We start from the raw sequence: 23,959 nt of genomic DNA, 5'->3' as shown, positions 1-23,959 counted from the left end.
TCAGGTTTTCCTTGTAGGGGCAGAGTTGAGTCTGGAGCGTCGCAGCCATTTCCACGCTACACCGATCCAGGCACACAGGGCAATCAGGGCAAAACCGAACCATTGCAGTGCGTAGCCACGGTTCTTTTCAAAGTCGATATTCGGGTCGGGCCAATTGGTTTGCAGCTCCGAAGCGGGAGCCGTCTGGGCCAGCACGCGCGGCAGCACAGGCAGATCAATGCGGCTGCGCAGATCTTCCAGGGCCAGGTTCTGCACGACGGGGGGCGTGCCAGACGGGTCGGGCAAGTGTGCAGGCAAGGGGCTGCTACCCAGCTCAAACAGACGCGGTACGCGCTCCATCAACTCGCCGGAAATGGTTTCGGAGCCGGAAGGAGCAGCCGGAACGCTAGGGGTTTGCCCCGGTACGCGAGCCAGCCAACCACGTAGCACGAGCAGGCTGGAGCCCGCCAAATCGCCCTCATCCAGCACAAAAGGGGTGGCAATCCAGTAGCCCGGCTTACCTTTGAAATTGCGATTATCCAGGAGTACAGTTAACTCACTGCGCCAGGAGCCGTGCACCGCGACAGACTGCCACAAGGCACCTTTATCCAGGCTGGCCTGGGAATCAATATGAAGGGGAGCTTGCTGGCGGCCTTGTTCTATTTGTTGCGCCAGGCTTTGACGTTCCTGCGCGCGGCTCAGTTGCCAGCGCCCCAGGCTAATGAACAGCAGCATCAGCAAACCCAGACAAACCAGGGCAAGCAGGGATCGAGTCGAAGAAGAACGAGAATTGTTGCTGGACATCCATTCAACCTGAAGCGGGGGAGACGTAATGCGTGTGCTAGTCCTGATCGTGTTTCTGGGGATTATTGTTTCGCTGGGTTCAGCCCTGGTGTATTTGATGCGTGACCGGGGTAATTCCAATCGCATGGCCTATGCCCTGACCTGGCGAGTGGGCTTGTCCGTGGCCCTGTTTCTGTTTGTGTTGCTGGCCCATCATCTGGGTTGGATTGAAAGCACTGGCGTGCCTTTGGCTTGAAGTAAAAACCCAGGCCCGAAGACACGGGCCTGGAGCATGAATGGCTAGAACCAGTACACGTACAGATACAAGCCCAGCCACACCACGTCCACAAAGTGCCAGTACCAGGCGGCCCCTTCAAAACCAAAGTGGTGCTCGGCGGTAAAGTGCCCGCGCATCAGCCGTATCAGCATCACCGTCAGCATGGTGGCACCGATAATCACGTGAAAACCGTGAAAGCCCGTCAACATGTAGAACAAGGCTCCGTAAGCGCCGGAAGTGAACTTCAGGTTCAGTTCGGCATAGGCGTGCATGTATTCGTAAGCTTGGCAGGCCACGAAGGCAAAGCCCAGCGCAACCGTCATGAACAGCCAGAAAATAGCGCTACTACGCTTGCTGGCTCGCAGCGCGTGGTGAGCAATGGTCAGGGTCACACCCGAGGTCAGCAGCAAGGCCGTGTTGATCGTAGGCAGCCACAGCGGGCCTACGGTCTGGAAGGGGGCAACAGTGCCCGCCGGGCCTTGATTCGGCCAGGTGCCGGTGAAGTCGGGCCAAAGCAGGGCGCGGTGATCCAGGTCGCTGAGCAGCGGCGTGGCAATTTCGCGGGTATACCAAAGTGCCCCGAAAAAGGCCGCAAAAAACATCACTTCGGAAAAGATGAACCAGGACATGCTCCAGCGATAGGAGATATCGACACGCGTGCTGTTCAGACCCGTTTCAGACTCGCGCACGGCATCGCTGAACCAGAAGAACAGCACCAGCAAGAAGCTGAGAATCCCGACCAGAAACACCCAGAAACCGCCCGGCCAGTTATTGATCCAGGTAGCCGCACCCAACAGCGTCAGGCACAGGGAAAGGCTGGCGCGTACCGGGTGCCCCGATAAGCCGGGGACGTAGTAATACGGCGCCTTGGACGGGTGAGCCGTAGTCTCGACATGCATAGTGTTCTCCTTCGGGTCATGTGCCCTGGGGCGCAGTATCCGGCCAGGGTTCAGCTGGCCTGACCAATGAACCAGCGGGCCACCATAATCAGGCCCACAACGAAAACAACCGTGGCGATCAAGGCGGCAATAATCAGATAGACCGGATTGATCTTGGCAATGTCCTGCTCATGGTCGCGGCCACGACGGACTCCAAAAAATCCCCAGGCAATGGCTTTCAATGTCTGGAAAAAACTGAGCTTGCGCCGTGTGAGGTCCCGAAAATCGTCATCCATATCACTGTCCTAAAAATTGACTGCCTTTTAGAAAGGTCCAGGCCATGACGGCAATGACGAACACGGCCAGGAGCAATCCCAGACGGCGGTTGCGACGGCGTTGTTCGGGGGTCATACGGTGTTCCTCCAGTGTTACTTGACGACAGGGGGTACTTCAAAGGTGTGGTGCGGAGCGGGCGATGGAACAGTCCACTCCAGACCTTCGGCACCTTCCCAGGGTTTGGCGCTGGCCACTTCGCCCTTGCCACGCGCCGCCTGGATCACGATGTAGATCAGCAGCAATTGCGACAGGCCGAACCAGAAGGCGCCAATGGTGGCAATCTGGTGGAAGTCCGTGAACTGACCGGCGTAGTCCACATAACGACGTGGCATGCCCGCCAGACCCAGGAAGTGCATCGGGAAGAAGGTGACGTTGAACGAGATCATGGTGGACCAGAAGTGGATCTTGCCCAGACGCTCGTTGTACATGCGGCCGGTCCATTTGGGCAGCCAGTAGTAGGCACCGCCAAACAGGGCAAAGAGCGATCCGGCCACCAGCACATAGTGGAAGTGGGCCACCACGTAATAGGTGTCGTGTACCGCAATATCAATCGGGGCCACGGCCAGGATCAGGCCGGTAAAGCCGCCAATCGTGAACACGAAGATAAAGCCGATGGAAAACAGCATGGGCGTTTCAAAGGACAGCGAACCGCGCCACATGGTGGCTACCCAGTTGAAGATTTTCACCCCGGTCGGAATGGAGATCAGCATGGTGGCATACATGAAATACAGCTGCCCGGTTACCGGCATCCCGGTGGAGAACATGTGGTGGGCCCACACCAGGAAGGACAGAATCGCGATGGCGGCGGTGGCGTACACCATGGAGGCATAGCCAAACAGGGCTTTGCGCGAGAAGGCAGGCACGATGGCAGAGACAATGCCAAAGGCCGGCAAGATCATGATGTAGACCTCGGGGTGACCGAAGAACCAGAAGATGTGCTGGTACAGAACCGGGTCACCACCACCGGCGGCGTTAAAGAAGTGTGTACCGAAGTGACGGTCCGTCAGCAGCATGGTCACGGCAGCGGCCAGCACGGGCATCACGGCAATCAGCAGATAAGCGGTAATCAGCCAGGTCCAGCAAAACAGCGGCATTTTCATCAGCGTCATGCCAGGCGCGCGCATGTTCAATACCGTCACCACAATATTGATGGCCCCCATGATGGAGGACGCGCCCAGAATGTGGACCGCGAAAATCGTGAAGTCCATGCCTGGTCCCATTTGCAAGGACAGCGGGGCGTACATGGTCCAGCCACCGGCAGGCGCGCCGCCCGGTACAAAGAAGGACGCGGTAAACAGAATCGCGCCTACGGGCAGCAGCCAGAAGCTGAAGTTGTTCATGCGGGCAAAAGCCATGTCCGATGCGCCAATTTGCAGCGGAATCATCCAGTTGGCAAAGCCCACAAAAGCCGGCATGATCGCGCCGAAAATCATGATCAGGCCGTGCATGGTGGTGAACTGGTTGAACAGCTCTGGCCGGAAAAACTGCAGGCCCGGCTGGAACAGTTCGGTACGCAGCAGCAAGGCCAGCACGCCGCCCTCCAGCAACATCACAAAGGAGAAGATCAGGTACATGGTCCCGATGTCCTTGTGATTGGTGGCGAACAGCCAGCGACGCCAGCCGCTAGGGGTGGCATGGGCATGATGGTGATCATCATGTCCGCTCGGGTTCGCTACATGGTCGACGGTGACGCTACTCATGCTTGACTCCTTGCTGCACTCCCCCTGGCCGTAGTCAGGGATAGATTGATAGTGTGATAGGCGGCGCGCGCAAAATTAGCGCTGTTCCTTGACGTCGGCGGGCATCACGACAGGGTCAGGCCCTTTGCCAGCGTTGCCCCAGGCATTGCGTGTGTAGGTAATGACCGCAGCAATCTGTACATCGGTCAGTTGATTGCGGAAGGCGGCCATCGCGGTGCCAGGGTGACCATTCAACACCGTGTCGATCTGGCCTTTCTTGGGGGCGAGCACAAATTTCGTATCGCCATCCAGAGCGGGGAAGGTGCCGGGCACGCCCTTGCCGTTGGCCTGGTGGCAAGCCACGCAGTTCTGCGCAAAGATCTGTTTGCCGCGCTCGGTCAATTCGTCCTTGGTCCACTCTTTATTGGGATCGTCGGCCTGGGCAGTCATCAAGTCGTTCTGCTCCTGGGCCCACTTGTCGTAGTCTTCTTGCGCCATCACTTGCACCACGATGGGCATATAGGCGTGGTCCTTGCCACACAGCTCGGCGCATTGACCGCGGTAGGTGCCGACCTTGTCCGCACGGAACCAGGTATCGCGCAAAAAGCCAGGGATGGCATCTTGCTTGACGCCAAACTCGGGCACCATCCAGGAGTGGATGACGTCCTCGGCCGTCAGCATGACGCGCACTTTCTTGTTAACCGGCACCACCAGTGGCTTGTCCACTTCCATCAGATAGTTCGGGCCAATGGGTTCGCGGCCTTCAATCTGGGCGCGCGGGGTGGACAGGTTGGACAGGTATTTCACACCCGTGGCCGGACCGTCCAGATACTCGTAGCCCCATTTCCACTGATAGCCAGTGACCTTGACGGTCAGGTCGGCGCTGCTGGTGTCCTTCATGGCCACCACGGTTTTGGTGGCAGGCAGTGCCATGCCGATCACGATCAGGAAAGGGATGATGGTCCAGGCCACTTCCACACCCAGGTGTTCGTGAAAGCGGGCGGCAATCGCGCCCTTGGACTTGCGGTGCCGGATGATGGAATAGAACATCACGCCGAACACGCCAATAAAGATGATGGTACAGATGATCAGCATCATCCAATGCAGCCAGGCAATGTCCTGGGCGATGGGGGTAACCCCGTTATGCAAATTGAGCTGATTGACACGGGGACCACCCTCCATGTGGGTGATCTGAGCCAGGCTTGGCCCTGCCGTCGAACAGGCGGTCAGAGCAAATAAACTTCTCCACATCTTCATTGTTGTCCCTCTTTTGGTGTTGCCATGCCAAACCGGGGTTCGGCTGCGTCAACGCTCCGAAAAATCCAACGCTGGAAGAAACTGCTGTGTTGCAGTGGCGGGCTTGTCGCAGCTAAGTGCTGGTCCGCTCGAAGTTTTTAGTAGCTTATCTGTTCACGGAAATTATATAGAACTTGCTTTAGCCTTCAAGGGCAGGGTATGTCCCTAGAAGACAAGGTTGGACTAAACGCTACAAAAGCCGTAATGGGACAAGGCTTGAATTACAATCGCGGACTATGACTTTGTTCCAGAACCGATCACTTACTCAGGCCCTGCGTCAGCGCATGGCCAGCTTGACCAGTCAGCTGCAACAATTGCCCCCGCCTGGCAGCCGTCCTGTCACTGTTGATGGGCGCGTTGCCGGATGGATCACCCCCAAGGCTGCTCGTTGTATCGAGCCTTTGCCAGGGGTCTCGATTGAAGAAGATGTCTTGCGTCTGAGCGATTGCCCCAGCCAGGAATTGAGCTTGGCTCAGGTCCTGGATCAGGTCGCCTTGCGTTTGCAGGAAGGCGGTTGCATTCGGGCCTGGCGTGACGAGTTGCTGGACGTGGTCGGAGAAGGGCAGTGCCTGTCGCGCATTGAACGCGGTGCGGTACGGCCCTTGGGCTTTTTGACGCAAGCCGTGCATTTGAATGGCTGGTCCACAGACGGCCGTATCTGGGCCGCACGTCGTTCACCCACCAAGTCAACAGACCCGAATATGTGGGACACGCTGGTCGGTGGATTGGCGGTCAGTGGTGAATCGCTGCATACCTCTCTGATACGCGAAAGTTATGAAGAAGCGGGGTTGGCCGAGTCCGTGCTGGACAATTGCACCCCCTTGCGTGTGTCCTTGCGCATGCACCGTCGCCTGCCGGAAGGCTACCAAGTGGAAAATGCTCTGGTTAGCGATTGCGTGCTGGCCGACGATGTACGGCCCTGCAATATGGACGGCGAGGTTAGTGAGTTTCGCTTATTGACGCTGGATGAAGCCTGGCAAATGATAGAAGCAGATTTGTTCACCCTGGAAGCGCAAGTGGTGCTGATCGACAGCATCAAGCAGCATCTGGAACAGCTGGCCTGAACCTGGGAATCACCGGGCAGGCACCAACCCGATGGGAGCTACGCATGAACCCGAATCCTTTTGGTATACCTGATTTCAATGCCCTGGGCGGCGGCAACAATCCCTTGCTGCGCAGCATGGACATGATGGCGCAGGCCTGGAAAAACATGGCCAGCGGTGGTGCGGGCGATTTGAGTTCGGGCATGATGCCCAGCTTGTCCCCCGATGATCTGGATCGTCGTATTCGTGACTTGCGTGCCGTGGAAAGCTGGTTGCAGCTGAACCTGTCCATGCTGAGCACGACTATCCAGGGTCTGGAGATTCAGCGCTCCACCTTGGCGGCTATCAAGACCATGGCACAGCAAGGTACGCAGGCTGCGGGCGGGAAAAATCCCTTTGAAGCCTTTATGGCCTTCAATCCCATGACGGCAGCGGCGGATAGCGCGGCTGCCTCAGATTCCAGGTCTGGGGCCAACAAGCCGGAAGCGGCATCGCAAACGGCATCTCAGCATGCTTCGGCACAGCCTCAACAAGCTGCGCCACAGCCCGAAGCGGCTGCCAAGCAGGACGCCCCAAAAGATAAACAGCCCGGTGCCCAGCAGGACGCCGGTGCAGGAAATCCCGCTGCACAAGCGTGGTGGAACATGCTGCAACAGCAGTTTGATGCCATGGCGACCGCCACAGCCGCATCAATGCAGCAGGTGGAAAATTATCGTCAGCAGGCGAGCAAGGCTAAAGCGGCAGGCTCGTCGGCCAAATCCTCCAAACCGGCAGCTGCCAATGCCCAGACTTCGGCCAAGACCAGTGCTCCGGCAGCAGCCAAGCGGGTAAAAACGGCAGCGAAAGCCGCCACTAAAACTGCGGCCAAGGCGGCCACCAAAACGGCGGCTAAAAAAACCGCCACGCGCAGCACCAAAAGCAGTACCAAAAAGAACTGATCGACCAACCTTGTAGGTAAATTTTTATGCTTAATATCGTGATTCTGGCAGCAGGCATGGGCAAGCGTATGCAGTCTGACCTGCCCAAAGTACTGCATCCTATCGCCGGCAAATCCATGCTGGCCCACGTGCTCGACAGCGCACGTGAACTGGAGCCGGAAAAAGTTGTGGTCGTGGTGGGTCATGGCGCCGAGCGCGTTCAGCAAACCTTCGCACAGGCCGAGCTGGCCTTTGCCTTGCAACAACCTCAGCATGGTACGGGCCATGCAGTGCAACAGGCCGTGCCTGAACTGGTCGGTGGCGACCAGGAAGATGACGCCACGCTGGTTCTGTATGGCGACGTTCCTCTGGTCCAGGCTGACACCTTGCGCCGCTTGCTGCAAGCCCGTGGGCAAGGCGTGGCCGTGCTGACCGAAACGCTGGCAGACTCCACAGGCTACGGCCGCATCATTCGCGGTGCAGATGGCACCGTACAACGCATTGTCGAGCACAAGGATGCCAGCGAAGCCGAGCGTGCCGTGAAGGAAGTGAACACCGGCATTCTGGTAGCCCCGACGGCGCGCCTGAAAGATTGGCTGACCCGCATCACCAACGACAACGCTCAGGGCGAGTACTACCTGACCGACATCATTGCCTTGGCGGTTGCCGATGGCGTGCCCGTGCAAGCTGCTCAGCCAGCTGCTGGTTGGGAAACCCTGGGTGTGAACAGCCGCATTCAACAGGCCGAGCTGGAGCGTCTGTGGCAAGCAGAACAGGCTAGCCGTCTGCTGGAAAAAGGCGTGACCTTGGCCGACCCGGCCCGCTTTGATCTGCGCGGCACACTGGAGTGTGGCCGTGATGTGTTCATTGATGTGGGTTGCGTGTTTGAAGGCAAGGTTGTGTTGCAAGACGGCGTGCGTGTCGGCCCGCATAGCGTGCTGCGTGACGTGACGATTGGTGCCGGTACGCAAATCGAAGCTTTCAGCCATCTGCAACAAGCCCAGGTTGGCGAAGAAGCCCGTATCGGCCCTTATGCCCGTCTGCGCCCTGGTGCTGTTCTGGCCAATCACACCCACGTGGGCAACTTCGTGGAAATCAAGAACACCCAGCTGGGTGAAGGTTCCAAAGCCAATCACCTGGCCTATATCGGTGATGCCGATGTGGGGCAGCGTGTGAACATTGGCGCAGGCACCATCACCTGCAATTACGATGGCGTGAACAAGTTCCGCACCGTGATTGGTGACGATGCCTTCATCGGCTCGGATACGCAACTGGTGGCTCCGGTGACGGTAGGCCGTGGCGCAACGATTGGCGCGGGTACGACCCTGGTGCGCAATGCACCGGATGATCAGCTGACCTTGTCGCGTTCGGAACAGCGCAGCGTGTCCGGCTGGAAGCGCCCGGTTCGCAAATCTTGATGTGTGTTAGCCCATCTTCGGTATCCCTCCCTTTGCATCGCAAGGGGAGCATTGCTGCTTGCTCTTGTGGCACACAGTGCCCGGATGGGCTGATTCTGGATCGTCGTCATGCGCATTCTGCAGCTTAACTTCGAGCGCGGCTGGCGCGGTGGCGAGCGGCAAACCCTGCTGAGCATCCAGCAGATGCAACAGGCTGGTCATCAGGTCAGTCTATTGGCCCGACGTGATGAAGAGTTGGCCAAGCGTGCTAAAGAGCAGGGCGTGAGTGTGGTGGAATGCGCCTCCGTGGGTGCCGCGCTGCGCTATTTACTGGTGCATGGCCGGGGTTTTGATATCGTCCATTCCCAAACCGCGTCCTGCATGAGCTGGCTGGCCTTGCTGCATTTCTGGTTGCCCAAACGGGTGGTCTTTACGCGCCGAACGGCTTTTCCGATTGACCGCAAACGCGTCGAGCAACGTAGCGGACAGCAGCCAGACAGTGCTTTGACTTCCAAGGAACGACGCACGCGTTGGAAGTGGCGCAAGGCGGATCGTTTGGTAGCGATCAGCCAGGCAGCAGCGGCAGAGCCGCGTCGCCTGGGCTTTTCCGTAGATGTGATTCCTAGTGCCATCGAGTACGTCGAGCAGGATGAGGCCTATGTGAACCACTTGCGGCTGCGGTGGAATCCGCAGGGCTTGCACGTTCTGGGGACGATGGCGGCACTGACGTCCGAGAAAGATCCCCAGACTTTGATACGCGCGATTCATGCCTTGTATCAGCGTCGTCAGGACTTTGTGTTTCTGCATTTCGGTGCGCCTGGCTCCGAGACCTCGGCGGCAGAGGAACTGATTGCGCAGTTGGGGCTGGAAGGCTGCTACAAGCTGGCTGGTTTTGAAGCCCGCCCCGAACAGGCTTATCGCTTGATGGACGGCTTTGTCCTGAGCTCCCGTCATGAAGCCCTGGGCTCCAGCGTTCTTGATGCGTTCGTGTACGGCGTGCCCGTTACGGCCACGATGGCGGGCGGTTTGAGTGAGCTGCTGGATAATGGCCGTGGCAAGTTATGCGCGGTAGGGGATGCACAAGCCATTGCACAGGCTCTGGATGACACTTTGAGCAATCCGACAGCAGCGCGGCAACAGGCAGCGCTGGCGCATCGCTGGGTGCAGCAGGAGCATGACCCCGCTGTCATGGCGCAGCGTTACTTGCGTCTGTATCAGCAACTGGTACAGCAACGTGTACGGAACTGAGCCCGGCTTACATCTTTGGTGCAGGTAAAGGCACCCGCGTCTCGAACTTGGCCTGATGAATCGAAAAGAAGCTTCGTATATTGCGGATATTCGCCTGACTGGTGAATAAAGCGTGAGCCAGCTTGTGATACGCCGTCATGTCGCTGACTTGCAAGATCACAATGAAATCCACCCCGGTCGAGACGCGATAGCATTGCGTCACTGCTGCTTCGGGGGCCATCAGGCGCTCGAAGTGCTGCAGGTATTCTTCACCCTGACGGTCCAGCGTAATCTCCACAATGGCCGTCAAGCTGGGGCCCAGTTGCTCCGGGTCCAGCAAGGCAACCTGCCTGCGAATTACCCCTTGTTCACTTAAACGACGTACTCGCCGCAAGCAGGTTGGGGGAGAGGCGTGCACGCGCAAAGCCAGCGCTTGATTGCTGATGGAAGCATCATTTTGCAGCTGCTCCAGAATGCGTAAATCCAGCTCGTCCAGTTCAATCATGACAAGGTTTATCTATCTATGATGAAATAAAATTCCGTTAAATAAATTTAATTTATCTTTTCTTTCATATTGATTATTAAATGAAATTTTAATTCATTTCAAAGAAAAAATAGACATAAAATTTTTCGTGATTCAGATCAGAATAAGCGGATTGAATTGATTAGTTGGCCCACCGAAGGGGGCCATGAACAGGAGTTGGCTATGTGTGGAATTGTTGGCGCGGTAGCGCAACGCGATATTGTCCCCGTGCTGCTGGAAGGTTTGAAGCGTCTGGAATACCGGGGCTACGATTCTTGCGGCGTTGCTGTTCATGCGCAGGGCCAGTTGTTGCGGGCACGCAGTACTCAACGCGTGGCCGAACTGCAAGAGCAGGTCAAGGCAGATCATCTGCAAGGCTTTACCGGCATTGCTCACACTCGCTGGGCAACCCATGGCGCGCCTGCTACTCATAATGCTCACCCGCACTTCTCCGGCAAGGGCAAAGCACGTATTGCGCTGGTGCATAACGGCATCATCGAAAACCACGACGAACTGCGCGCCGAGCTGCAAAGCATTGGCTACGTGTTCGAGAGCCAAACCGACACCGAAGTGATCGCCCACCTGATCGATCATCTGTACAACGGGGATCTGTTCGAGGCCGTGCAGCAGGTCATCCGTCGCTTGACCGGTGCTTATGCGATTGCCGTGTTCTGTCAGGACGAGCCACATCGCGTGGTAGGTGCTCGCCACGGTTCGCCTTTGGTTGTAGGTGTGGGTCAGAATGAAAACTTCCTGGCTTCGGATGCCTTGGCATTGGCCGGCACCACCGATCAAATCATCTACCTGGAAGACGGTGATGTGATTGATCTGCAGATCAATAAAGTGTGGATCATGGACAAGGACGGCCGCGCCGTCGATCGCCCTGTACATACCGTACATCTGCACACCGCAGCCGCTGAATTGGGCCCATACCGCCACTTCATGCAAAAGGAAATCTTCGAGCAGCCCCGCGCTGTAGGCGATACCTTGCAAGACATTGAAAGCGTCACACCCGAGTTGTTTGGTGACCAGGCCTACAAGGTTTTCCAGGACATCGACAATGTGCTGATTCTGGCTTGCGGCACCAGCTACTACGCCGGTCTGACCGCTCGCTACTGGATTGAGTCTCTGGCCAAAATCCCCGTCAATGTGGAAATTGCCAGCGAGTACCGCTACCGCGACAGCGTGCCCAATCCGCGCACTTTGGTGGTGACGATTTCCCAGTCCGGCGAAACGGCTGACACGCTGGCCGCCTTGAAACACGCCCGCAGCCTGGGCATGGAACAGACCCTGACCATCTGCAACGTGGCCACCAGCGCCATGGTGCGTGAGTGCAAGCTGTCCTACATCACCCGTGCTGGCGTGGAAATTGGTGTGGCTTCCACCAAAGCCTTCACCACCCAGTTGACCGCCTTGTTCCTGCTGACCATCGCGCTGGCTCAAGTCAAAGGTCACCTGAATCAGGAGCAGGAAGGTGACTACCTGAAAGCCCTGCGCCACCTGCCTACCGCTATCGCTGCCGTGCTGGCTCTGGAGCCACAAATCATGGCGTGGGCAGACCGTTTCGCCAGCAAGGAAAACGCCTTGTTCCTGGGCCGTGGCATGCATTACCCCATCGCCATGGAAGGCGCGTTGAAACTGAAAGAAATCAGCTACATCCACGCTGAAGGCTATCCCGCTGGTGAACTGAAACACGGCCCTCTGGCCCTGGTTACCGAAGCCATGCCCGTGGTCACCATCGCCCCACGCGATGAGCTGCTGGAAAAGCTGAAATCCAATATCGAAGAAGTCCACGCACGCGGTGGTGAGCTGTACGTGTTTGCGGACGCCGATACCCGTATCGGCAGCAGCGAGCGTGTGCATGTGATCCGTATGCCGGAGCACTACGGCAAGCTGTCCCCCATCTTGCACACCGTGACCTTGCAATTGCTGGCCTATCACACCGCTTGCTCGCGTGGCACGGACGTGGATAAGCCACGGAATCTGGCCAAGAGTGTGACTGTCGAATAAGTCTTTCAGACTATATCGACCGTAAAGAGCCGCTTATGCGGCTCTTTTTGTATTCTTCGCCGTTTGGTAATTTTTGAGTGGTTCTTATAGAGAAATAAACCCAGCGAAAGAGGGCGAACCATGCCTGAAAGCCAGTGTATGTGTCGTCCTAAATACACACCGCTAGCGGATTTTGCAGCCCACACCATATAATTGATAACGATTCTCATTATGTGTGGTGCGGAGTACCCTCGTGTCATCTTCAGTTCTTCCTTTGTCAGGCGTGTATTCGGCCGAGTCGGTCGAGTCACTGTACTGCGACCACCATAGTTGGTTGCAGCGCTGGCTGCATCACCGTTTGGGTGGCGCGGACCAGGCGGCTGACTTGGCGCAGGACACCTTTGTACGTTTGTTAAGCAGCCGTTCCCGCTGGCAATTTGCCAGTCCTGGTGAGGCCCGCGCTTACTTGCGCAAGACGGCACAAAACCTGTGCATCAATCTGTGGCGACGTCAGGAAATTGAACAGGCCTGGCTGGATATTCTGGCTGCTACACCCGTGAACTTTTACCCTTCGGCAGAACGCCAGGCCATGATTTTGCAGGCGCTGGAAGAGATCAGTGCCATGCTTAGCAGCTTGTCTCCCAAAGCGGCCAAGGCTTTTACCCTGGCCGTTATTTGCGAGATGACTGACGATGAGGTCGGCGCAGAAATGGGCATTTCCGGCCGCATGGTGCGCAAGTACGTGGCACAAGCCATGTTGGGCTGCATCAGCCTGCATGCTTGCCAGACCGTCGCCGAATTGCGTCAGGAACCTCAATACTAAGCCTCATGAAGCACGGCTCCAGTTTTTCTTCTCCCGCTACACCTCCCCACGCCGTTTTGATGCAAGCCGCTGAATGGTATGCCTGCCTGCGCGATGGCAAAGCCAGTGCGGCGCAGCGCTCTGCCTGGCAGAACTGGCTCAAACAGGACGAGATGCACAGCACCGCTTGGCGTTATGTGGAGGAAGTCAGCCGCAGTTTTGAGCCAGTGCGTACCGCGCCGGACTCACGTCGTGTGGTGGAGAAATTGCACACGGCCAACGAGCGTTTGCATCAGCGCCGTCGCGTTCTGGCCAGCGTGGCTGCGCTGGCAGGAACGGGGGTTCTAAGTTGGCTGGGCTGGCGTCAGTCCTGGCTGCCATCCAGTGTTCTGGCCCTGGCCGCCGACCATTCCACACAAACCGGCGAGCAGAGCCAGATTGTGCTGGCAGATGGCTCCCGGCTGTGGCTGAACACAGCCTCTGCGATTGATGTGCAGTTCACCGCGCAGGCTCGCCATATTGTTTTGATCTCCGGCGAGATCTTCATTCAGACGGCCAAGGACGATACGGAAAGACCTTTTACCGTTCAAACCCCGCAGGGCAATATGCGGGCCTTGGGCACGCAATTCAATGTGCGTATGGACAAGGACTGTACGCAGCTGGCGGTCTACGAAGGGGCTGTGCAGGTGTCTACGGCAAAAGGTCAAAACACCGCCACGGTACAGGCGGGCAAGCAGGTGCACTTTAGTGCGCAGCGTATCCGGCAAAGCATGGACGCCGATCAGGCGCGCGAAGCCTGGACCCAAGGCGTGCTGGTGGCTGACAACATTGCCTTGCGTAGCGTGATCAAGGAATTGAGCCGTTACCGTAAAGGCTATCTAGGTGTAGATGAGGCAGTGGCCGATCTGAAGGTCTATGGCAGCTTCCCCATTCATGACACGGACCGCGTGCTGAAAATGCTGGCTTCAGCATTGCCGATTCGCATCGATCAGCCCATGCCCTGGTGGACCAGTGTGCAAGCTCTGGATTGATTGAGCAGGGCATTTCACCAACGATGGTCATAAATAATAAAAATAAAAACCTATCAGATTCAAAGGCTTGCCGGATTTTGGCCCAAAAATCTCAAAAAAGATGCAAAAGCAGGTTCCGGGTTTTGGAGACTTGGTGGTTTTAGACAGTAAGAGGACCTGATTGGCGTGAGGCCAATGAAGCAGGAGGCAGCCCGCCGTGGCTGCTCAGTACTGAACATCAACGCAAGAACATCGTTCAGGTTCATCGTTTTTATTGTGACTGACCCGTGTTTTTGAAGGATGTCTCCTTATGCATCGTCGCCCCGATCCCCTTTCCCTGTCCAAGGATGCAGGATCGCATTGCGCCCCTTTGCGTCCACTGGCCTTGGCCCTGTATGTCTTGATGGCCGGTAGCGCGTTTATTGCCAGTACCTCGCCTGCCCAGGCGACCACGCGAAGCAGCCCGACGGCAGACAAGACACAGCGTTATGACATACCAGCAGGCCCCTTGAGCCGGGTGTTGATGCGCTTCTCGCAAGAAAGCGGGGTCTATCTGGTTGGCGCAGGCAGCGTGGCCGAAGGCAAGCAAAGCGCGGGCCTGAAAGGCAATTACAGCGTGACGCAGGCCTTGGATACCTTGCTGGCAGGCACGGGCATTCGCTACTCGCGCGATGCCAATACCGTCAATTTGTGGCCCGTCACGGAAACGACCCAGCTGGAACCCGTGCGTGTCAAAGGCACCCTGAATCGGGCGACTGAAGACACAGGCTTGTACACGCTGAACGGTACCAGCAGCACCGCGACGCGCTTGAACATGGACACCCAGCACACGCCGCAATCGGTCAGTGTAATGACGCGCCAGCAAATGGACGATTTCGGCCTGACCAGCTTCGATGATGTGATGAACTTTACCACCGGCGTGACGGCCAATACGGCCGCGGTGGGAGGCGGGTTTCAGTTTCAGGCCCGTGGCTTTGACATCAGCAATGTGCAAGTGGATGGCGTGCAAAGCAGCTACCGTGCTGCCGGGCGTGGAGCATTTAATCCTATTTCTCTGGATATGGATTTATACGACCGTGTGGAAGTCGTGCGCGGAGCGACAGGTTTGTTGTCGCCTACCGGCGAGCCCTCCGCCTTGATCAATTTGATTCGCAAACGTCCGCAAGCAGAATTTGGCGGCAAGTTAAGCGCCCACTATGGCTCCTGGAACGACAAACGCGTAACGGCGGACGTGACCGGCCCGCTGACTGAAGACGGCCGTTTGCGTATGCGTGTTATTGGTTCGCGCAAGCAGGCGGACTCCTTCATGGATCGCCAGGACCACAAGAACGATTTGCTGTCCGGCATGCTGGAATTTGACCTGACAGACAGAACCTTGCTGACCGCTGGCTACGACTACCAGACCGCCAAGCTGCGAGGCGAAGGCAATATGGGTGTGCCCTTGTTTACCAGCGAGGGCGACCGTATTGACGTTTCGCGCTCCATGTCGCTGGTGCCGGATTGGACCTACTGGGACAAGAAGCATCAAAACGCTTTCTTCTCGGTCGAGCATGAGTTTGAAAACAAGTGGAATGCCAAGCTCAGCTACAGCCACCAGCGTGACGATGGCGATGCACTGATTACCGGCCTGGGGCAGGGTGTGAACCCGGTAGTGCGCCCGGACGGATCCGGTATAGGCATCCGCGCCAACCTGGCCGCCAATGGCTATCGCCATCAGGACAACCTGGAGTTGTCGGCCAATGGTCCTTTCGAGCTGTTTGGCCGCGAGCACCAGCTGATGTTCGGTTTTAACGGCACTCGCAAGCGTGACACCACGTATACCATGCAGGTCAGCGATACCCGCAACTGGTTCATCCCCAATATTTACGACTGGGACGGCTATATGCCCGAGCCCAGCGTCAGCCGCACAGGTGAATGGAACCGCGTCCACACACGCGAATACGGTTTCTTTGCCGGTACGCGCTTGAACATTATTGATCCCTTGAATGTGATCATGGGCCTGCGCTTGTCGGATTACAAAACCTACCGTGATAACTACGGTAAAACCGGCCAGTTCACTGGCGTGTCCAACGAGCTGCGTAACCGCAATGAAATTACGCCGTACTTTGGGGTGACGTATGACATCAACCCGAACCTGACGGCCTACGCCAGTTATACCCGCCTGTTCCAGCCGCAAAGCTACAAGGACATCAACGAGAACTTCCTGGATCCCATTACCGGGGTTAACCGTGAAATTGGTTTGAAAGGCAGCTTGATGGAGGAGGCCCTGCAGTTCTCCCTGGCCGCTTTCGAGACCCGTCAGAACAATCTGGCCGTGCTGGACCCTTCGGTGCCGGATGACTTCCTATTGCCTGATGGCAGCCGCCCCTACGTGTCTTCGGGCGCTGGCAACAAAACCAAAGGTTTTGAAGTGGAGCTAAGCGGCGCACTGACCAACAACTGGAATGTGTTTGCTTCTTATAGCTACGCCAGCACTAAAAACGGTGAAGGCGAGCGGATCAACACCTACATTCCCAGCCAAACCTTCCGTCTGGGCACCATGTACCAATTCTCCGGTGCGTTGCAAGGCTTGAGCGCCGGCGCCACCGTGAACTGGTTTGGCAAGCGTGATCTGTGGACGGCTGGCCGTCCTTATACGGCCAGCAACGGCAAGGCGCTGGAAGACACCCACAGCAGCTATGCCCTGGTTGGCCTGCACGCCAATTACCGCGTGAACCAGCATTGGAATGCCAAGCTCACGGTAAACAATTTGTTCGACAAGCGTTACTACGACAACTTCGTGATCTTCCGGGCACGTTACGGCGCGCCGCGCAATGTGCATCTGTCCATTGATTACCAGTGGTAATTCCTTCCCCCACTTTTATCGAGCCTAAATTATGACGTCGTCTACTACTCGCCATCTTGTGCGTGGTCTGTACCTTGCTATTGCAATGAGCTTGTCGGCCGGCTACGTACACGCCAAAACTCCTGCCCCTGCAGGCTATCAAGCCGTTACCCAAGCACAGATCATGCAAAAACCGACTGCCGCCGAAGTTCTGGAAATCGTCTTCAGCCCTGCGCAATCCAGCTTGTACGTGTCCTCTCCCAACTGGAAGGACGAGACCTTGTCGCGCACGCTGGTGCTGGACCCCAAGACCCTGGAAATCAAGCAAGAGATTCCCATGGAGGCCAAGAGCTTTGGGGTAGCCCTGGATGATGCCGCCAACCGCCTGTATCTGACTCAAGGTTTCAACGGCACGATTGCCGTGGTTGATACCGTCAAGAACGAGGTCATCAAGCGCATTCGGGTGCAGGAAAAAATCAATTTTCAGGACACCATCAACGCGGCTGATTTTGGTCAGGCGCGCAAAGACGGTTTGCTGAAGATGATGGAGCGTTTCAAGATTACCGAGGACTACCAGTACAAGACGCGTGAACTGGTCGTGGACAAGAAAAACCACCGTGTGTTCGCGCCTGGCTTGGGCCTGGGTTTTGACAGTGTGCTGTTCGTGGTGAATACCCGGACGTTGGAGCTGGAAAAAGTGCTGCCAGGCTTTGGCTATAACGTCGTGGGCATCACCCTGGACGAGGCCAATAACCGCTTGTTTGTCTCCAATATGCAGGGCCAAATCATGGTGGTAAATAGCCAGACTTTGAACATCGATCAGGTCTGGGAAATTGAAGCCGACCAGTTGCTGAACCTGGCGTATGACCCGGCGCAGAACCGATTGTTCGGGGTGGACCAGGGGATTGACCGTGATGACGCGCGTAACCTGCATCTGGAGCGTGAATACAAGCGCCGCAGCGCTGGTCATCAAGTGTTTGTGCTGGATGCATCCAACGGTAAACCCCTGGCAACCATGCCTACCGGCGAAGTGCCTATTGGTGTGCGTTTTGACGCCGAGTCCCAGCGTCTGTTTGTCGCTAACCGAGGCGGTGTGCGCGAGAAAGAGGGCAAGGGTTCGGTCAGTATTTTCGATACGGTGAACTACAAGCCGCTGCAAACCATTGAGCTGGCTCCACACCCCAACAGCTTGGAATACATCCCCGCTGAAAAAGCCTTGTACGTGTCGGTGAAGAACGACGGCAACAGCAAGGAAAAAGGGACTAAAGAGCGTATGGTGCGTATCCAGTTCTAAAAGGCCAAAGCAGCCTGATTGATTGACAAGGTGGGACCCAAAGCCCGGATTTGGCGTGATGCCGAACTCGGGCTTTTTTACGCGTATGGATTGCTTGCGAAATTTATTCTTAATCTATAAGATTAGATATCTAATCAAATGATATGTTCCATGTGGAAATGGGGCAAACAGTGCTGCAGTCTTGCGCTGCACGCCATTTCTTTGTTGCTCCACCTATAAACGCTACATATCCAATTCTTCAGCCCCTATTACGTATCCTCAGTGAAAGGAAAACAGCCCATGTCTCATTATTTGATCGAGCTTTACACGCCTAATGCCAAGTGGAATGCCTTGCCCGTCGAGCAGCGCCAGACCTTCCTGGCAGGTCTTCAGGAGGCGATGGGCGGCCTCTCCACCCTTGGTATTGAAGTGCTGGCCCTGACCGCTACCGAGCGCGATATTGATTGCTCCAGTGCGCACCGTTTCATGGGTGTTTGGCGCTTCCCTGATCAACAAGCTTGCCGGGCCTTGCTGGCCGGCATTAAAGCCAGTGGCTGGTACGAGTACTTCGATCATGTGAATGCGGCGGGAGCAGAAGGGGGTTTTGCTCAACACCTGGCGGAGCTGGCTAAGGATTCTCAGCCTGTTTGAGGGGCAGGCAGTCAGGCGGGGCGGTTAAAAAACGTTCATAGATCAGAGTTTATGTGATATAAACGGTTATCTATGAACGATTATGGTTGTCTGCACCATGCCCAGGAAACTCGCTCCTGCCCCGTTTTACCTGCCAGCCGTCGAGTCACGGGCTCTGGTGTGGGGGCGCTGCATTCGTACTCAACGTGTCGCTCAGAAAATTACAGCTCAAGTCTTCAGCTCAAGAGTCGAGGTCTCGGAAAGTACATTACGCCGAATGGAGCGAGGCGATCCGGCTGTGGCGATGGGGAGCTATTTGACTGCCCTGGCAGCACTCGGTCTGCTCGAATCCATCGTGCCTATGCCTGATGCTCATTGGAGCAGTGGGGATATGAAGGGGCGCGCAAGACTGGACAGAGATGACGATGAGTATTTCTAAGCCTCTATACGTCTATTTGCAGCGGCCTGATACGGGGCAATGGGTGACCGTTGGCCGGTATATCCACGACTCGTCAGCCCAGCTTGGCCAGTTCATGTATGCGCCCAGCTATCGGGATGCAGGTCTGCCATGGTCAATTGATCCGGTTAACTTACCGCTGAGTGGCTCCGTCCCAATTCAGGCGAGTCGCTACGGTGGCCTGCATGATGCGCTACGTGATACTTGTCCCGACGCCTGGGGCCGGTTACTCATTCAAAGGCAACACGGATTAAGCGATAGCTCTCCAAACCATGCTTATCTTCTGAAGGCTGGTAATGCGGAGCGTTGGGGAGCATTGGCGGTCGGCTCTTCGCCTAAACCCTCGATCGCAGAATTGTCCGCACCGCCCATCACAGAAATTGAAAAGCTGAGCGCAGAGCTGCAAGCCATGCAGTTGCGCCGCCCTCCGGTGGACCCGCATTTGCGTCGACGACTGATGGCCACGCCCAGCATGGGAGGGGCAAGACCCAAAGCAACCGTTCGTGATGGAGATCAGTTCTGGCTTGTGAAGCCGATCCTGCCATCTGATACCGAGGATATTCCGCGTCTTGAGCATGCAACTCAAGAGTGGGGCCGGGCAGTGGGCTTGAACTTTGCCCAAACCGCATACACGGGCTTTGGGGAAGATTCCGCACTGAGTGTAATGCGCTCATTGAGGTTTGACCGCCAACATGGCCTTCGGGTCATGACATTGAGTGCGGCATCCTTGTTGCAGACGGAGTACCCCGGTCATTCAGGCTCATCGGCCTGGAGTTATCCCAACTTGGCTCGAACGTTGACGATGATAGGTGCGCCTCAGGAGGATGCCATTGAATTGTTCTGTCGCATGATTTTCAACGCGGTCATTGGCAATGACGATGATCATCCCCGCAACCATGCCATTCATTATCTTCATGATCAGGGCCGGTGGCGTTTGACGCCCGCTTTTGATGTCGTTCCCAATCCAGATTTCACCCCTCAGTATCTGGCGATGGAGTTGAGTCATGGAAGCCGCCAGATCAGCCGAGCCAATGCCTTACATGATGCCAAAGCCTTTGGCTTGTCAGGTGATGAAGAGGCGGTAGAGCTGCTTGACGGGCTGCTGGACAGGATAGAAGGGCGGTTTGATCAGGTGCGCCTCCTGCTTGGGCCTCGCCTGGAGTCGCTCATGCAGGAGCGGCTGTCTGAAGGGTTGCAGCGCATGCGCATTATGTAGTGACTCGGACGTGCCCCAAAGCTTGGGTTTGAGGTACTTGCGTAGCCCTGGTTCGGCGTCATGCTGAGCCAGGGTTTTCTATTAAACAAACACCGTGCTCAACACATAGTATGAGGTGCAGCCGCCTAACACGCCAAGGAGCAGCCCGCCGCGACCCCAGTAAGCCAGAAGGGCGGTGACGCTGAGAGCAAACAGAGCAGGTATGGCTGCAATCTGTATTTCCTGCATGAAAATATAAGCAAGGAAATTTAGAAAAACCGCTGAAGGTAAGATTGTTTCCATCCAGTTGGCGAACCTATCTGGGAACTGGAAATTGAAAGCTACGGGTAAGACTCGCACGAGCAGGCTGGTCAAAAAGAGTGCGGCGATGGAACTACTGATACCTTCATTCACGGGCTTTCCATTTATCTAAAAGTAGGGCGTTGATCATTACGCTCGGGGGCCAAAAATAAGTCGCGCCAAGCAAGGAGTAGAAGGCGATAGCCAAGGCCATGCACAGGGCAATCAACACAATCTGCTTGCGGTACATGCCGATGATCCTTGCCTTCAGTTGCAGGACAGACAGATAGACGAGCACCACACTGGCTGGGACACCGAGATGAATATGGGTATTGAGCCAGGTAGGTGGTATGGACTTGGCAATGACGGCTCCCAACACCCCGGAAACTACCCAGAATATGAAGATGGTGAGTCGTATGCAGAGGGCTTCTGCCACCGTGTCGCTATTTCGTTCCGTGCCATACGCCTCGTCACCCAGCATGTGAGATATCAGAATCCGAGAGAAAAAGGGCTTGGGCAGCCGCTTGCCAGTTGTGAGGGCAATAGGAAAGTAGCGGCAGTTAATGGATGCGCAAATAATCAGTATTGTCAGAAAACTGGTGTTGGACTCAGCCAGCGGCAGTACAGCAAACTGCCCGCTACCCGTAAATCCCAGCAAGCCAGCGGCCAGGATTTCAAGAACGCTCCAGTCGGCTCGATACGCCAGCACACCGAACAGCATACTGACCGGAACAATCGCCAGAGCGGATGGGAGCACTCTGATAAGAGCCTGCGGGATGAGCGCATTCGCTTTTTGATCTGTGTCTGGGGCAGTCTTTGTTTTTGAATAGTCTTGCATACGCTCAGGTCATAGACGTGTGTTCGTGATTAAGGCTGAAGCTCGGCTGACCTTAAGGAACTAGTCATTGCATGAGATGAGCCATGTCGTCTGTCTGTAGAGTCCAAAGACATGCTAGCGATCCAGGTGCAAACGGGTCTTGTACGATCGTGCAAGTTTTCTCTAGGAGCGGTGCATTAGCTGGGCCCACCGACCAGGAGGCAAGCCGTACACCTTGGAGAATTGGTGTGTCATATGACTTTGATCGCTGAACCCGCAGGCGGCAGCGACATCAGCCAGGGCGGCTCCAGTGAGGATCATTTTCTTTGCCTTATCAAGGCGTCGCAGGCTTACGTAACGATAAGGGCTTGTCCCGAACAAGGTACGGAAGTCTCTCGATAGGCTCCATCTATCCGTACCGGAAACGTGCTCTAGCTGATCCAGGGTAAGAGCTGAACTGGGCGTATCGAGGATGAACTGCCTGGCCAGTTCAGCGGCTCTGTAATTGAGTTTTTTTCGCTGTCTGCTTTTTTGTGATGCGTTACTAAGTGCCTGGGCTATGTCATAGATTCCATCGTCTTCTTCCAGACTATCCAATTGGAATTCCATGCTGCTGAGCATATTGGAAATGGCAGACACAATCCTTTGATCAGAAGAGGTCCCTCCCGGAATAAATGGTAGAGGGCGGCCTCCTAATACTTGCTGAATGGTTTCTGGCTGGATGTAAAGGATCTTGTAGTGAAATCCAGCTTCGGTTCCTGCCTCGCCGTCGTGCAGCTCATCTGGATGTATCACGATTGCATTACCGGGCAGGCTATGCCGCATTGACTTCTGGTAGTTGAAGTTATGCACACCGTTGAGCGTAATGCCCAGGGCATATGTGTCATGTCTATGGGGAGAGAAGCCGTAACCGGAAAAGAAAGCCTCCATTCTTTCTATTTTTGACGTTGGTTGGGAGATTTTCGTCCAGTCTTTCTTGCTTTGCATTTTCTAAGACTCGATTGGTATGGCCCTTGTTATCTATTAATACGCTGTTTTATCGGGATACATCATAGCAGTCCTGATTCCTGCTTTTCCTGGCTGCTGAGCTCCGGGTGACTCATCCATACGTGTTCATGAAAAGGTGTTTTACCGCTGGCACCTTATTGGTTGCATCGATAGCCAGTGCGAATTAATCGATTTGTCGCCCTTGGTATGCCTCTCTACGATGACTAGCAACAATAAGGAGGCAAACCATGACGGCGTATTTTTCCAACCCGGTTCGGACCTGCTTCGGCCCGGGAAGTTTGAATGAAATTTCTACCTTGGCGGCCAACAAGAAAGTCACCTTGGTGACCTTTCCGGAGGCTCGTGGGCTGGGTTTGGTTGAGCGTATCGGGAATTTGCTGGGCGACAGGCTGATTCATGTTGTCGAAGATGTGCAGCCAAATCCCGATGTCAGTTACTTGAAGGATGTCTACGAGTCCTTCTGGCAGCAAGCCGGGCAAACGGACATTGTGCTGGCCGTGGGCGGGGGCAGTGCCATTGATACGGCCAAGGCGCTGATTGTGGGGACTCAGACGGGCACCTTCCAGGAACTGCTGGATCTCTTGTCCACCGGCAAGGCTTTTACTCCTGTTCAGGCCAAGTCCTTGATTGCGGTGCCTACAACCGCAGGGACCGGCAGCGAGGTCACTCCGTGGGCCACGATCTGGGATCAGCAAGCACAGAAAAAGTACTCTTTGCATCTGGAGCAAACCTGGCCTGCCGTTGCCATTATTGATCCGGAGTTGATGCTGACAGTACCGGAAAAAGTGACGGTCTCAACTGGGCTGGATGCCTTGTCGCACGCCCTGGAGTCGATCTGGAATGTGAATGCCAACCCCATTTCCGACACCTTTGCGGTCTCTGCCATTCAGGACATCCTTACCTATTTGCCCTTGCTGCAGAAGGATCTGGGCAATATCCAGCTGCGCTCCAAAATGGCGCTGGCGGCCTTGAAAGCGGGCATGGCGTTTTCCAATACCAAGACCGCCCTGGCGCACTCCATCTCTTACGAAATGACCTTGCGTCACGGCTTGCCGCATGGCATCGCCTGCTCCTTTACCTTGCCCTTTGTACTGGGCCTGGCCTGGGGCTGTGATCCATCCCGGGATCTGGTGTTTGAAAGCCTGTTTGGCCCTGATCGCAAGCAGGCTCAAGCTCACTTGCGGGACTTCTTGCTCAGTGTGGGCGTCAAGACCGAGTTTGAGGACTATGGCGTAGGGCCGGACGAGCAGGCTGCCATGATCACTTATGCCATGCAGGGTGCACGCGGCAAGAATTTTATCGCCGCCTGAGTCATAAAA

Annotated in this window: 23 protein-coding genes; 13 read left to right on the top strand and 10 right to left on the bottom strand. The window is 56.0% G+C overall.

Features of this window, described 5'->3' with window-relative positions; translation table 11 throughout:
- A complete protein-coding gene (locus tag ACU6HM_RS16980; RefSeq protein WP_009457483.1) occupies nt 1–783 on the bottom strand; it encodes an SURF1 family protein in 783 nt (260 codons plus the stop codon).
- Nucleotides 784–811: 28 nt separating this feature from the next.
- Between ACU6HM_RS16980 and ACU6HM_RS16975 the strand changes: the two genes are divergently transcribed.
- On the top strand, nt 812–1,018 hold the full coding sequence (locus ACU6HM_RS16975; RefSeq protein ID WP_026483580.1) for a twin transmembrane helix small protein: 207 nt from the start codon (nt 812–814) through the stop codon (nt 1,016–1,018).
- 44 nt (nt 1,019–1,062) lie between these two features.
- On the opposite strand, the gene ACU6HM_RS16970 is transcribed toward ACU6HM_RS16975, so the two are convergent.
- The 5 genes from ACU6HM_RS16970 to coxB all read right to left on the bottom strand — a co-directional run bounded on the left by ACU6HM_RS16970 (nt 1,063) and on the right by coxB (nt 5,189).
- Nucleotides 1,063–1,938 (bottom strand): cytochrome c oxidase subunit 3, encoded by an 876-nt coding sequence (locus ACU6HM_RS16970; protein WP_009457487.1) that lies wholly within the window; start codon nt 1,936–1,938, stop codon nt 1,063–1,065.
- A 50-nt stretch (nt 1,939–1,988) separates the two neighbouring features.
- The gene (locus tag ACU6HM_RS16965; RefSeq protein ID WP_003805158.1) at nt 1,989–2,213 is read right to left on the bottom strand and encodes a DUF2970 domain-containing protein; all 225 of its coding nucleotides are present in this window, start codon (nt 2,211–2,213) and stop codon (nt 1,989–1,991) included.
- Nucleotide 2,214: 1 nt separating this feature from the next.
- Nucleotides 2,215–2,328, bottom strand: a complete 114-nt coding sequence (locus tag ACU6HM_RS16960; RefSeq protein ID WP_009457495.1) for a cytochrome oxidase small assembly protein — start codon at nt 2,326–2,328, stop codon at nt 2,215–2,217.
- A 17-nt stretch (nt 2,329–2,345) separates the two neighbouring features.
- On the bottom strand, nt 2,346–3,953 hold the full coding sequence (ctaD, locus tag ACU6HM_RS16955; RefSeq protein WP_009457496.1) for a cytochrome c oxidase subunit I: 1,608 nt from the start codon (nt 3,951–3,953) through the stop codon (nt 2,346–2,348).
- A gap of 75 nt (nt 3,954–4,028) precedes the next feature.
- Nucleotides 4,029–5,189, bottom strand: coding sequence for a cytochrome c oxidase subunit II (gene coxB / locus ACU6HM_RS16950; protein WP_009457497.1), 1,161 nt, complete (start codon nt 5,187–5,189; stop codon nt 4,029–4,031).
- A gap of 275 nt (nt 5,190–5,464) precedes the next feature.
- Between coxB and ACU6HM_RS16945 the strand changes: the two genes are divergently transcribed.
- The 4 genes from ACU6HM_RS16945 (at nt 5,465) to ACU6HM_RS16930 (ending at nt 9,833) form a co-directional block, all read left to right on the top strand.
- Nucleotides 5,465–6,292 carry an NUDIX hydrolase gene (locus tag ACU6HM_RS16945; RefSeq protein ID WP_009457498.1) on the top strand — a complete coding sequence of 276 codons (828 nt, stop codon included), beginning with the start codon at nt 5,465–5,467 and terminating at the stop codon, nt 6,290–6,292.
- A gap of 44 nt (nt 6,293–6,336) precedes the next feature.
- Entirely contained in the window at nt 6,337–7,209 is an 873-nt protein-coding gene (locus ACU6HM_RS16940) for a PhaM family polyhydroxyalkanoate granule multifunctional regulatory protein (protein ID WP_254500196.1), read from the top strand.
- A 26-nt stretch (nt 7,210–7,235) separates the two neighbouring features.
- Nucleotides 7,236–8,606 (top strand): bifunctional UDP-N-acetylglucosamine diphosphorylase/glucosamine-1-phosphate N-acetyltransferase GlmU, encoded by a 1,371-nt coding sequence (gene glmU / locus ACU6HM_RS16935; RefSeq protein WP_254500197.1) that lies wholly within the window; start codon nt 7,236–7,238, stop codon nt 8,604–8,606.
- 108 nt (nt 8,607–8,714) lie between these two features.
- Nucleotides 8,715–9,833, top strand: a complete 1,119-nt coding sequence (locus tag ACU6HM_RS16930) for a glycosyltransferase family 4 protein (RefSeq protein WP_254500198.1) — start codon at nt 8,715–8,717, stop codon at nt 9,831–9,833.
- Between the two features lie 7 nt (nt 9,834–9,840).
- Here ACU6HM_RS16930 and ACU6HM_RS16925 read toward each other — a convergent pair whose 3' ends face one another.
- Nucleotides 9,841–10,317, bottom strand: a complete 477-nt coding sequence (locus ACU6HM_RS16925; RefSeq protein WP_250756284.1) for an Lrp/AsnC family transcriptional regulator — start codon at nt 10,315–10,317, stop codon at nt 9,841–9,843.
- A gap of 201 nt (nt 10,318–10,518) precedes the next feature.
- Between ACU6HM_RS16925 and glmS the strand changes: the two genes are divergently transcribed.
- The 7 genes from glmS to ACU6HM_RS16890 all read left to right on the top strand — a co-directional run bounded on the left by glmS (nt 10,519) and on the right by ACU6HM_RS16890 (nt 20,536).
- A complete protein-coding gene (gene glmS / locus ACU6HM_RS16920) occupies nt 10,519–12,345 on the top strand; it encodes a glutamine--fructose-6-phosphate transaminase (isomerizing) (protein ID WP_022983659.1) in 1,827 nt (608 codons plus the stop codon).
- 232 nt (nt 12,346–12,577) lie between these two features.
- Nucleotides 12,578–13,147 (top strand): sigma-70 family RNA polymerase sigma factor, encoded by a 570-nt coding sequence (locus ACU6HM_RS16915; protein WP_446764111.1) that lies wholly within the window; start codon nt 12,578–12,580, stop codon nt 13,145–13,147.
- Between the two features lie 59 nt (nt 13,148–13,206).
- Nucleotides 13,207–14,157, top strand: a complete 951-nt coding sequence (locus ACU6HM_RS16910; protein WP_200914617.1) for a FecR domain-containing protein — start codon at nt 13,207–13,209, stop codon at nt 14,155–14,157.
- A 289-nt stretch (nt 14,158–14,446) separates the two neighbouring features.
- Nucleotides 14,447–16,981 (top strand): TonB-dependent siderophore receptor, encoded by a 2,535-nt coding sequence (locus ACU6HM_RS16905; protein ID WP_446764110.1) that lies wholly within the window; start codon nt 14,447–14,449, stop codon nt 16,979–16,981.
- 31 nt (nt 16,982–17,012) lie between these two features.
- Nucleotides 17,013–18,254, top strand: coding sequence for a YncE family protein (locus ACU6HM_RS16900; protein WP_446764109.1), 1,242 nt, complete (start codon nt 17,013–17,015; stop codon nt 18,252–18,254).
- Nucleotides 18,255–18,533: 279 nt separating this feature from the next.
- Nucleotides 18,534–18,884, top strand: a complete 351-nt coding sequence (locus ACU6HM_RS16895; RefSeq protein WP_009456904.1) for a DUF6616 family protein — start codon at nt 18,534–18,536, stop codon at nt 18,882–18,884.
- A 404-nt stretch (nt 18,885–19,288) separates the two neighbouring features.
- Nucleotides 19,289–20,536, top strand: coding sequence for a type II toxin-antitoxin system HipA family toxin (locus ACU6HM_RS16890; protein WP_336973604.1), 1,248 nt, complete (start codon nt 19,289–19,291; stop codon nt 20,534–20,536).
- Between the two features lie 81 nt (nt 20,537–20,617).
- On the opposite strand, the gene ACU6HM_RS16885 is transcribed toward ACU6HM_RS16890, so the two are convergent.
- From ACU6HM_RS16885 to ACU6HM_RS16875, 3 genes are all read right to left on the bottom strand, one after another.
- The gene (locus tag ACU6HM_RS16885; protein ID WP_009456900.1) at nt 20,618–20,929 is read right to left on the bottom strand and encodes an AzlD domain-containing protein; all 312 of its coding nucleotides are present in this window, start codon (nt 20,927–20,929) and stop codon (nt 20,618–20,620) included.
- Nucleotides 20,922–21,653 (bottom strand): AzlC family ABC transporter permease, encoded by a 732-nt coding sequence (locus tag ACU6HM_RS16880; protein WP_009456899.1) that lies wholly within the window; start codon nt 21,651–21,653, stop codon nt 20,922–20,924. The genes ACU6HM_RS16885 and ACU6HM_RS16880 overlap by 8 nt, the downstream gene beginning before the upstream one ends.
- A gap of 162 nt (nt 21,654–21,815) precedes the next feature.
- Complete coding sequence (locus tag ACU6HM_RS16875; protein ID WP_009456898.1) at nt 21,816–22,619, bottom strand: AraC family transcriptional regulator; 804 nt, start codon at nt 22,617–22,619, stop codon at nt 21,816–21,818.
- Nucleotides 22,620–22,867: 248 nt separating this feature from the next.
- Here ACU6HM_RS16875 and psrA point away from each other — a divergent pair, with 248 nt between their 5' ends.
- Nucleotides 22,868–23,950 carry an iron-containing alcohol dehydrogenase PsrA gene (psrA, locus tag ACU6HM_RS16870; protein ID WP_203145342.1) on the top strand — a complete coding sequence of 361 codons (1,083 nt, stop codon included), beginning with the start codon at nt 22,868–22,870 and terminating at the stop codon, nt 23,948–23,950.
- The last annotated feature ends 9 nt before the right edge of the window (nt 23,951–23,959 follow it).

Source organism: Alcaligenes sp. RM2, from assembly GCF_052931795.1.
This window is presented reverse-complemented; position numbering and strand designations above follow the sequence as displayed.

Excerpts from the sequence above, each read along its gene's own strand:
- ACU6HM_RS16980 (WP_009457483.1), bottom strand. The coding sequence starts at position 783 with ATGTCCAGCAACAATTCTCGTTCTTCTTCGACTCGATCCCTGCTTGCC.
- ACU6HM_RS16975 (WP_026483580.1), top strand. The coding sequence starts at position 812 with ATGCGTGTGCTAGTCCTGATCGTGTTTCTGGGGATTATTGTTTCGCTG.
- ACU6HM_RS16970 (WP_009457487.1), bottom strand. The coding sequence starts at position 1,938 with ATGCATGTCGAGACTACGGCTCACCCGTCCAAGGCGCCGTATTACTAC.
- ACU6HM_RS16965 (WP_003805158.1), bottom strand. The coding sequence starts at position 2,213 with ATGGATGACGATTTTCGGGACCTCACACGGCGCAAGCTCAGTTTTTTC.
- ACU6HM_RS16960 (WP_009457495.1), bottom strand. The coding sequence starts at position 2,328 with ATGACCCCCGAACAACGCCGTCGCAACCGCCGTCTGGGATTGCTCCTG.
- ctaD (WP_009457496.1), bottom strand. The coding sequence starts at position 3,953 with ATGAGTAGCGTCACCGTCGACCATGTAGCGAACCCGAGCGGACATGAT.
- coxB (WP_009457497.1), bottom strand. The coding sequence starts at position 5,189 with ATGAAGATGTGGAGAAGTTTATTTGCTCTGACCGCCTGTTCGACGGCA.
- ACU6HM_RS16945 (WP_009457498.1), top strand. The coding sequence starts at position 5,465 with ATGACTTTGTTCCAGAACCGATCACTTACTCAGGCCCTGCGTCAGCGC.
- ACU6HM_RS16940 (WP_254500196.1), top strand. The coding sequence starts at position 6,337 with ATGAACCCGAATCCTTTTGGTATACCTGATTTCAATGCCCTGGGCGGC.
- glmU (WP_254500197.1), top strand. The coding sequence starts at position 7,236 with ATGCTTAATATCGTGATTCTGGCAGCAGGCATGGGCAAGCGTATGCAG.
- ACU6HM_RS16930 (WP_254500198.1), top strand. The coding sequence starts at position 8,715 with ATGCGCATTCTGCAGCTTAACTTCGAGCGCGGCTGGCGCGGTGGCGAG.
- ACU6HM_RS16925 (WP_250756284.1), bottom strand. The coding sequence starts at position 10,317 with ATGATTGAACTGGACGAGCTGGATTTACGCATTCTGGAGCAGCTGCAA.
- glmS (WP_022983659.1), top strand. The coding sequence starts at position 10,519 with ATGTGTGGAATTGTTGGCGCGGTAGCGCAACGCGATATTGTCCCCGTG.
- ACU6HM_RS16910 (WP_200914617.1), top strand. The coding sequence starts at position 13,207 with ATGCAAGCCGCTGAATGGTATGCCTGCCTGCGCGATGGCAAAGCCAGT.
- ACU6HM_RS16905 (WP_446764110.1), top strand. The coding sequence starts at position 14,447 with ATGCATCGTCGCCCCGATCCCCTTTCCCTGTCCAAGGATGCAGGATCG.
- ACU6HM_RS16900 (WP_446764109.1), top strand. The coding sequence starts at position 17,013 with ATGACGTCGTCTACTACTCGCCATCTTGTGCGTGGTCTGTACCTTGCT.
- ACU6HM_RS16895 (WP_009456904.1), top strand. The coding sequence starts at position 18,534 with ATGTCTCATTATTTGATCGAGCTTTACACGCCTAATGCCAAGTGGAAT.
- ACU6HM_RS16890 (WP_336973604.1), top strand. The coding sequence starts at position 19,289 with ATGAGTATTTCTAAGCCTCTATACGTCTATTTGCAGCGGCCTGATACG.
- ACU6HM_RS16880 (WP_009456899.1), bottom strand. The coding sequence starts at position 21,653 with ATGCAAGACTATTCAAAAACAAAGACTGCCCCAGACACAGATCAAAAA.
- ACU6HM_RS16875 (WP_009456898.1), bottom strand. The coding sequence starts at position 22,619 with ATGCAAAGCAAGAAAGACTGGACGAAAATCTCCCAACCAACGTCAAAA.
- psrA (WP_203145342.1), top strand. The coding sequence starts at position 22,868 with ATGACGGCGTATTTTTCCAACCCGGTTCGGACCTGCTTCGGCCCGGGA.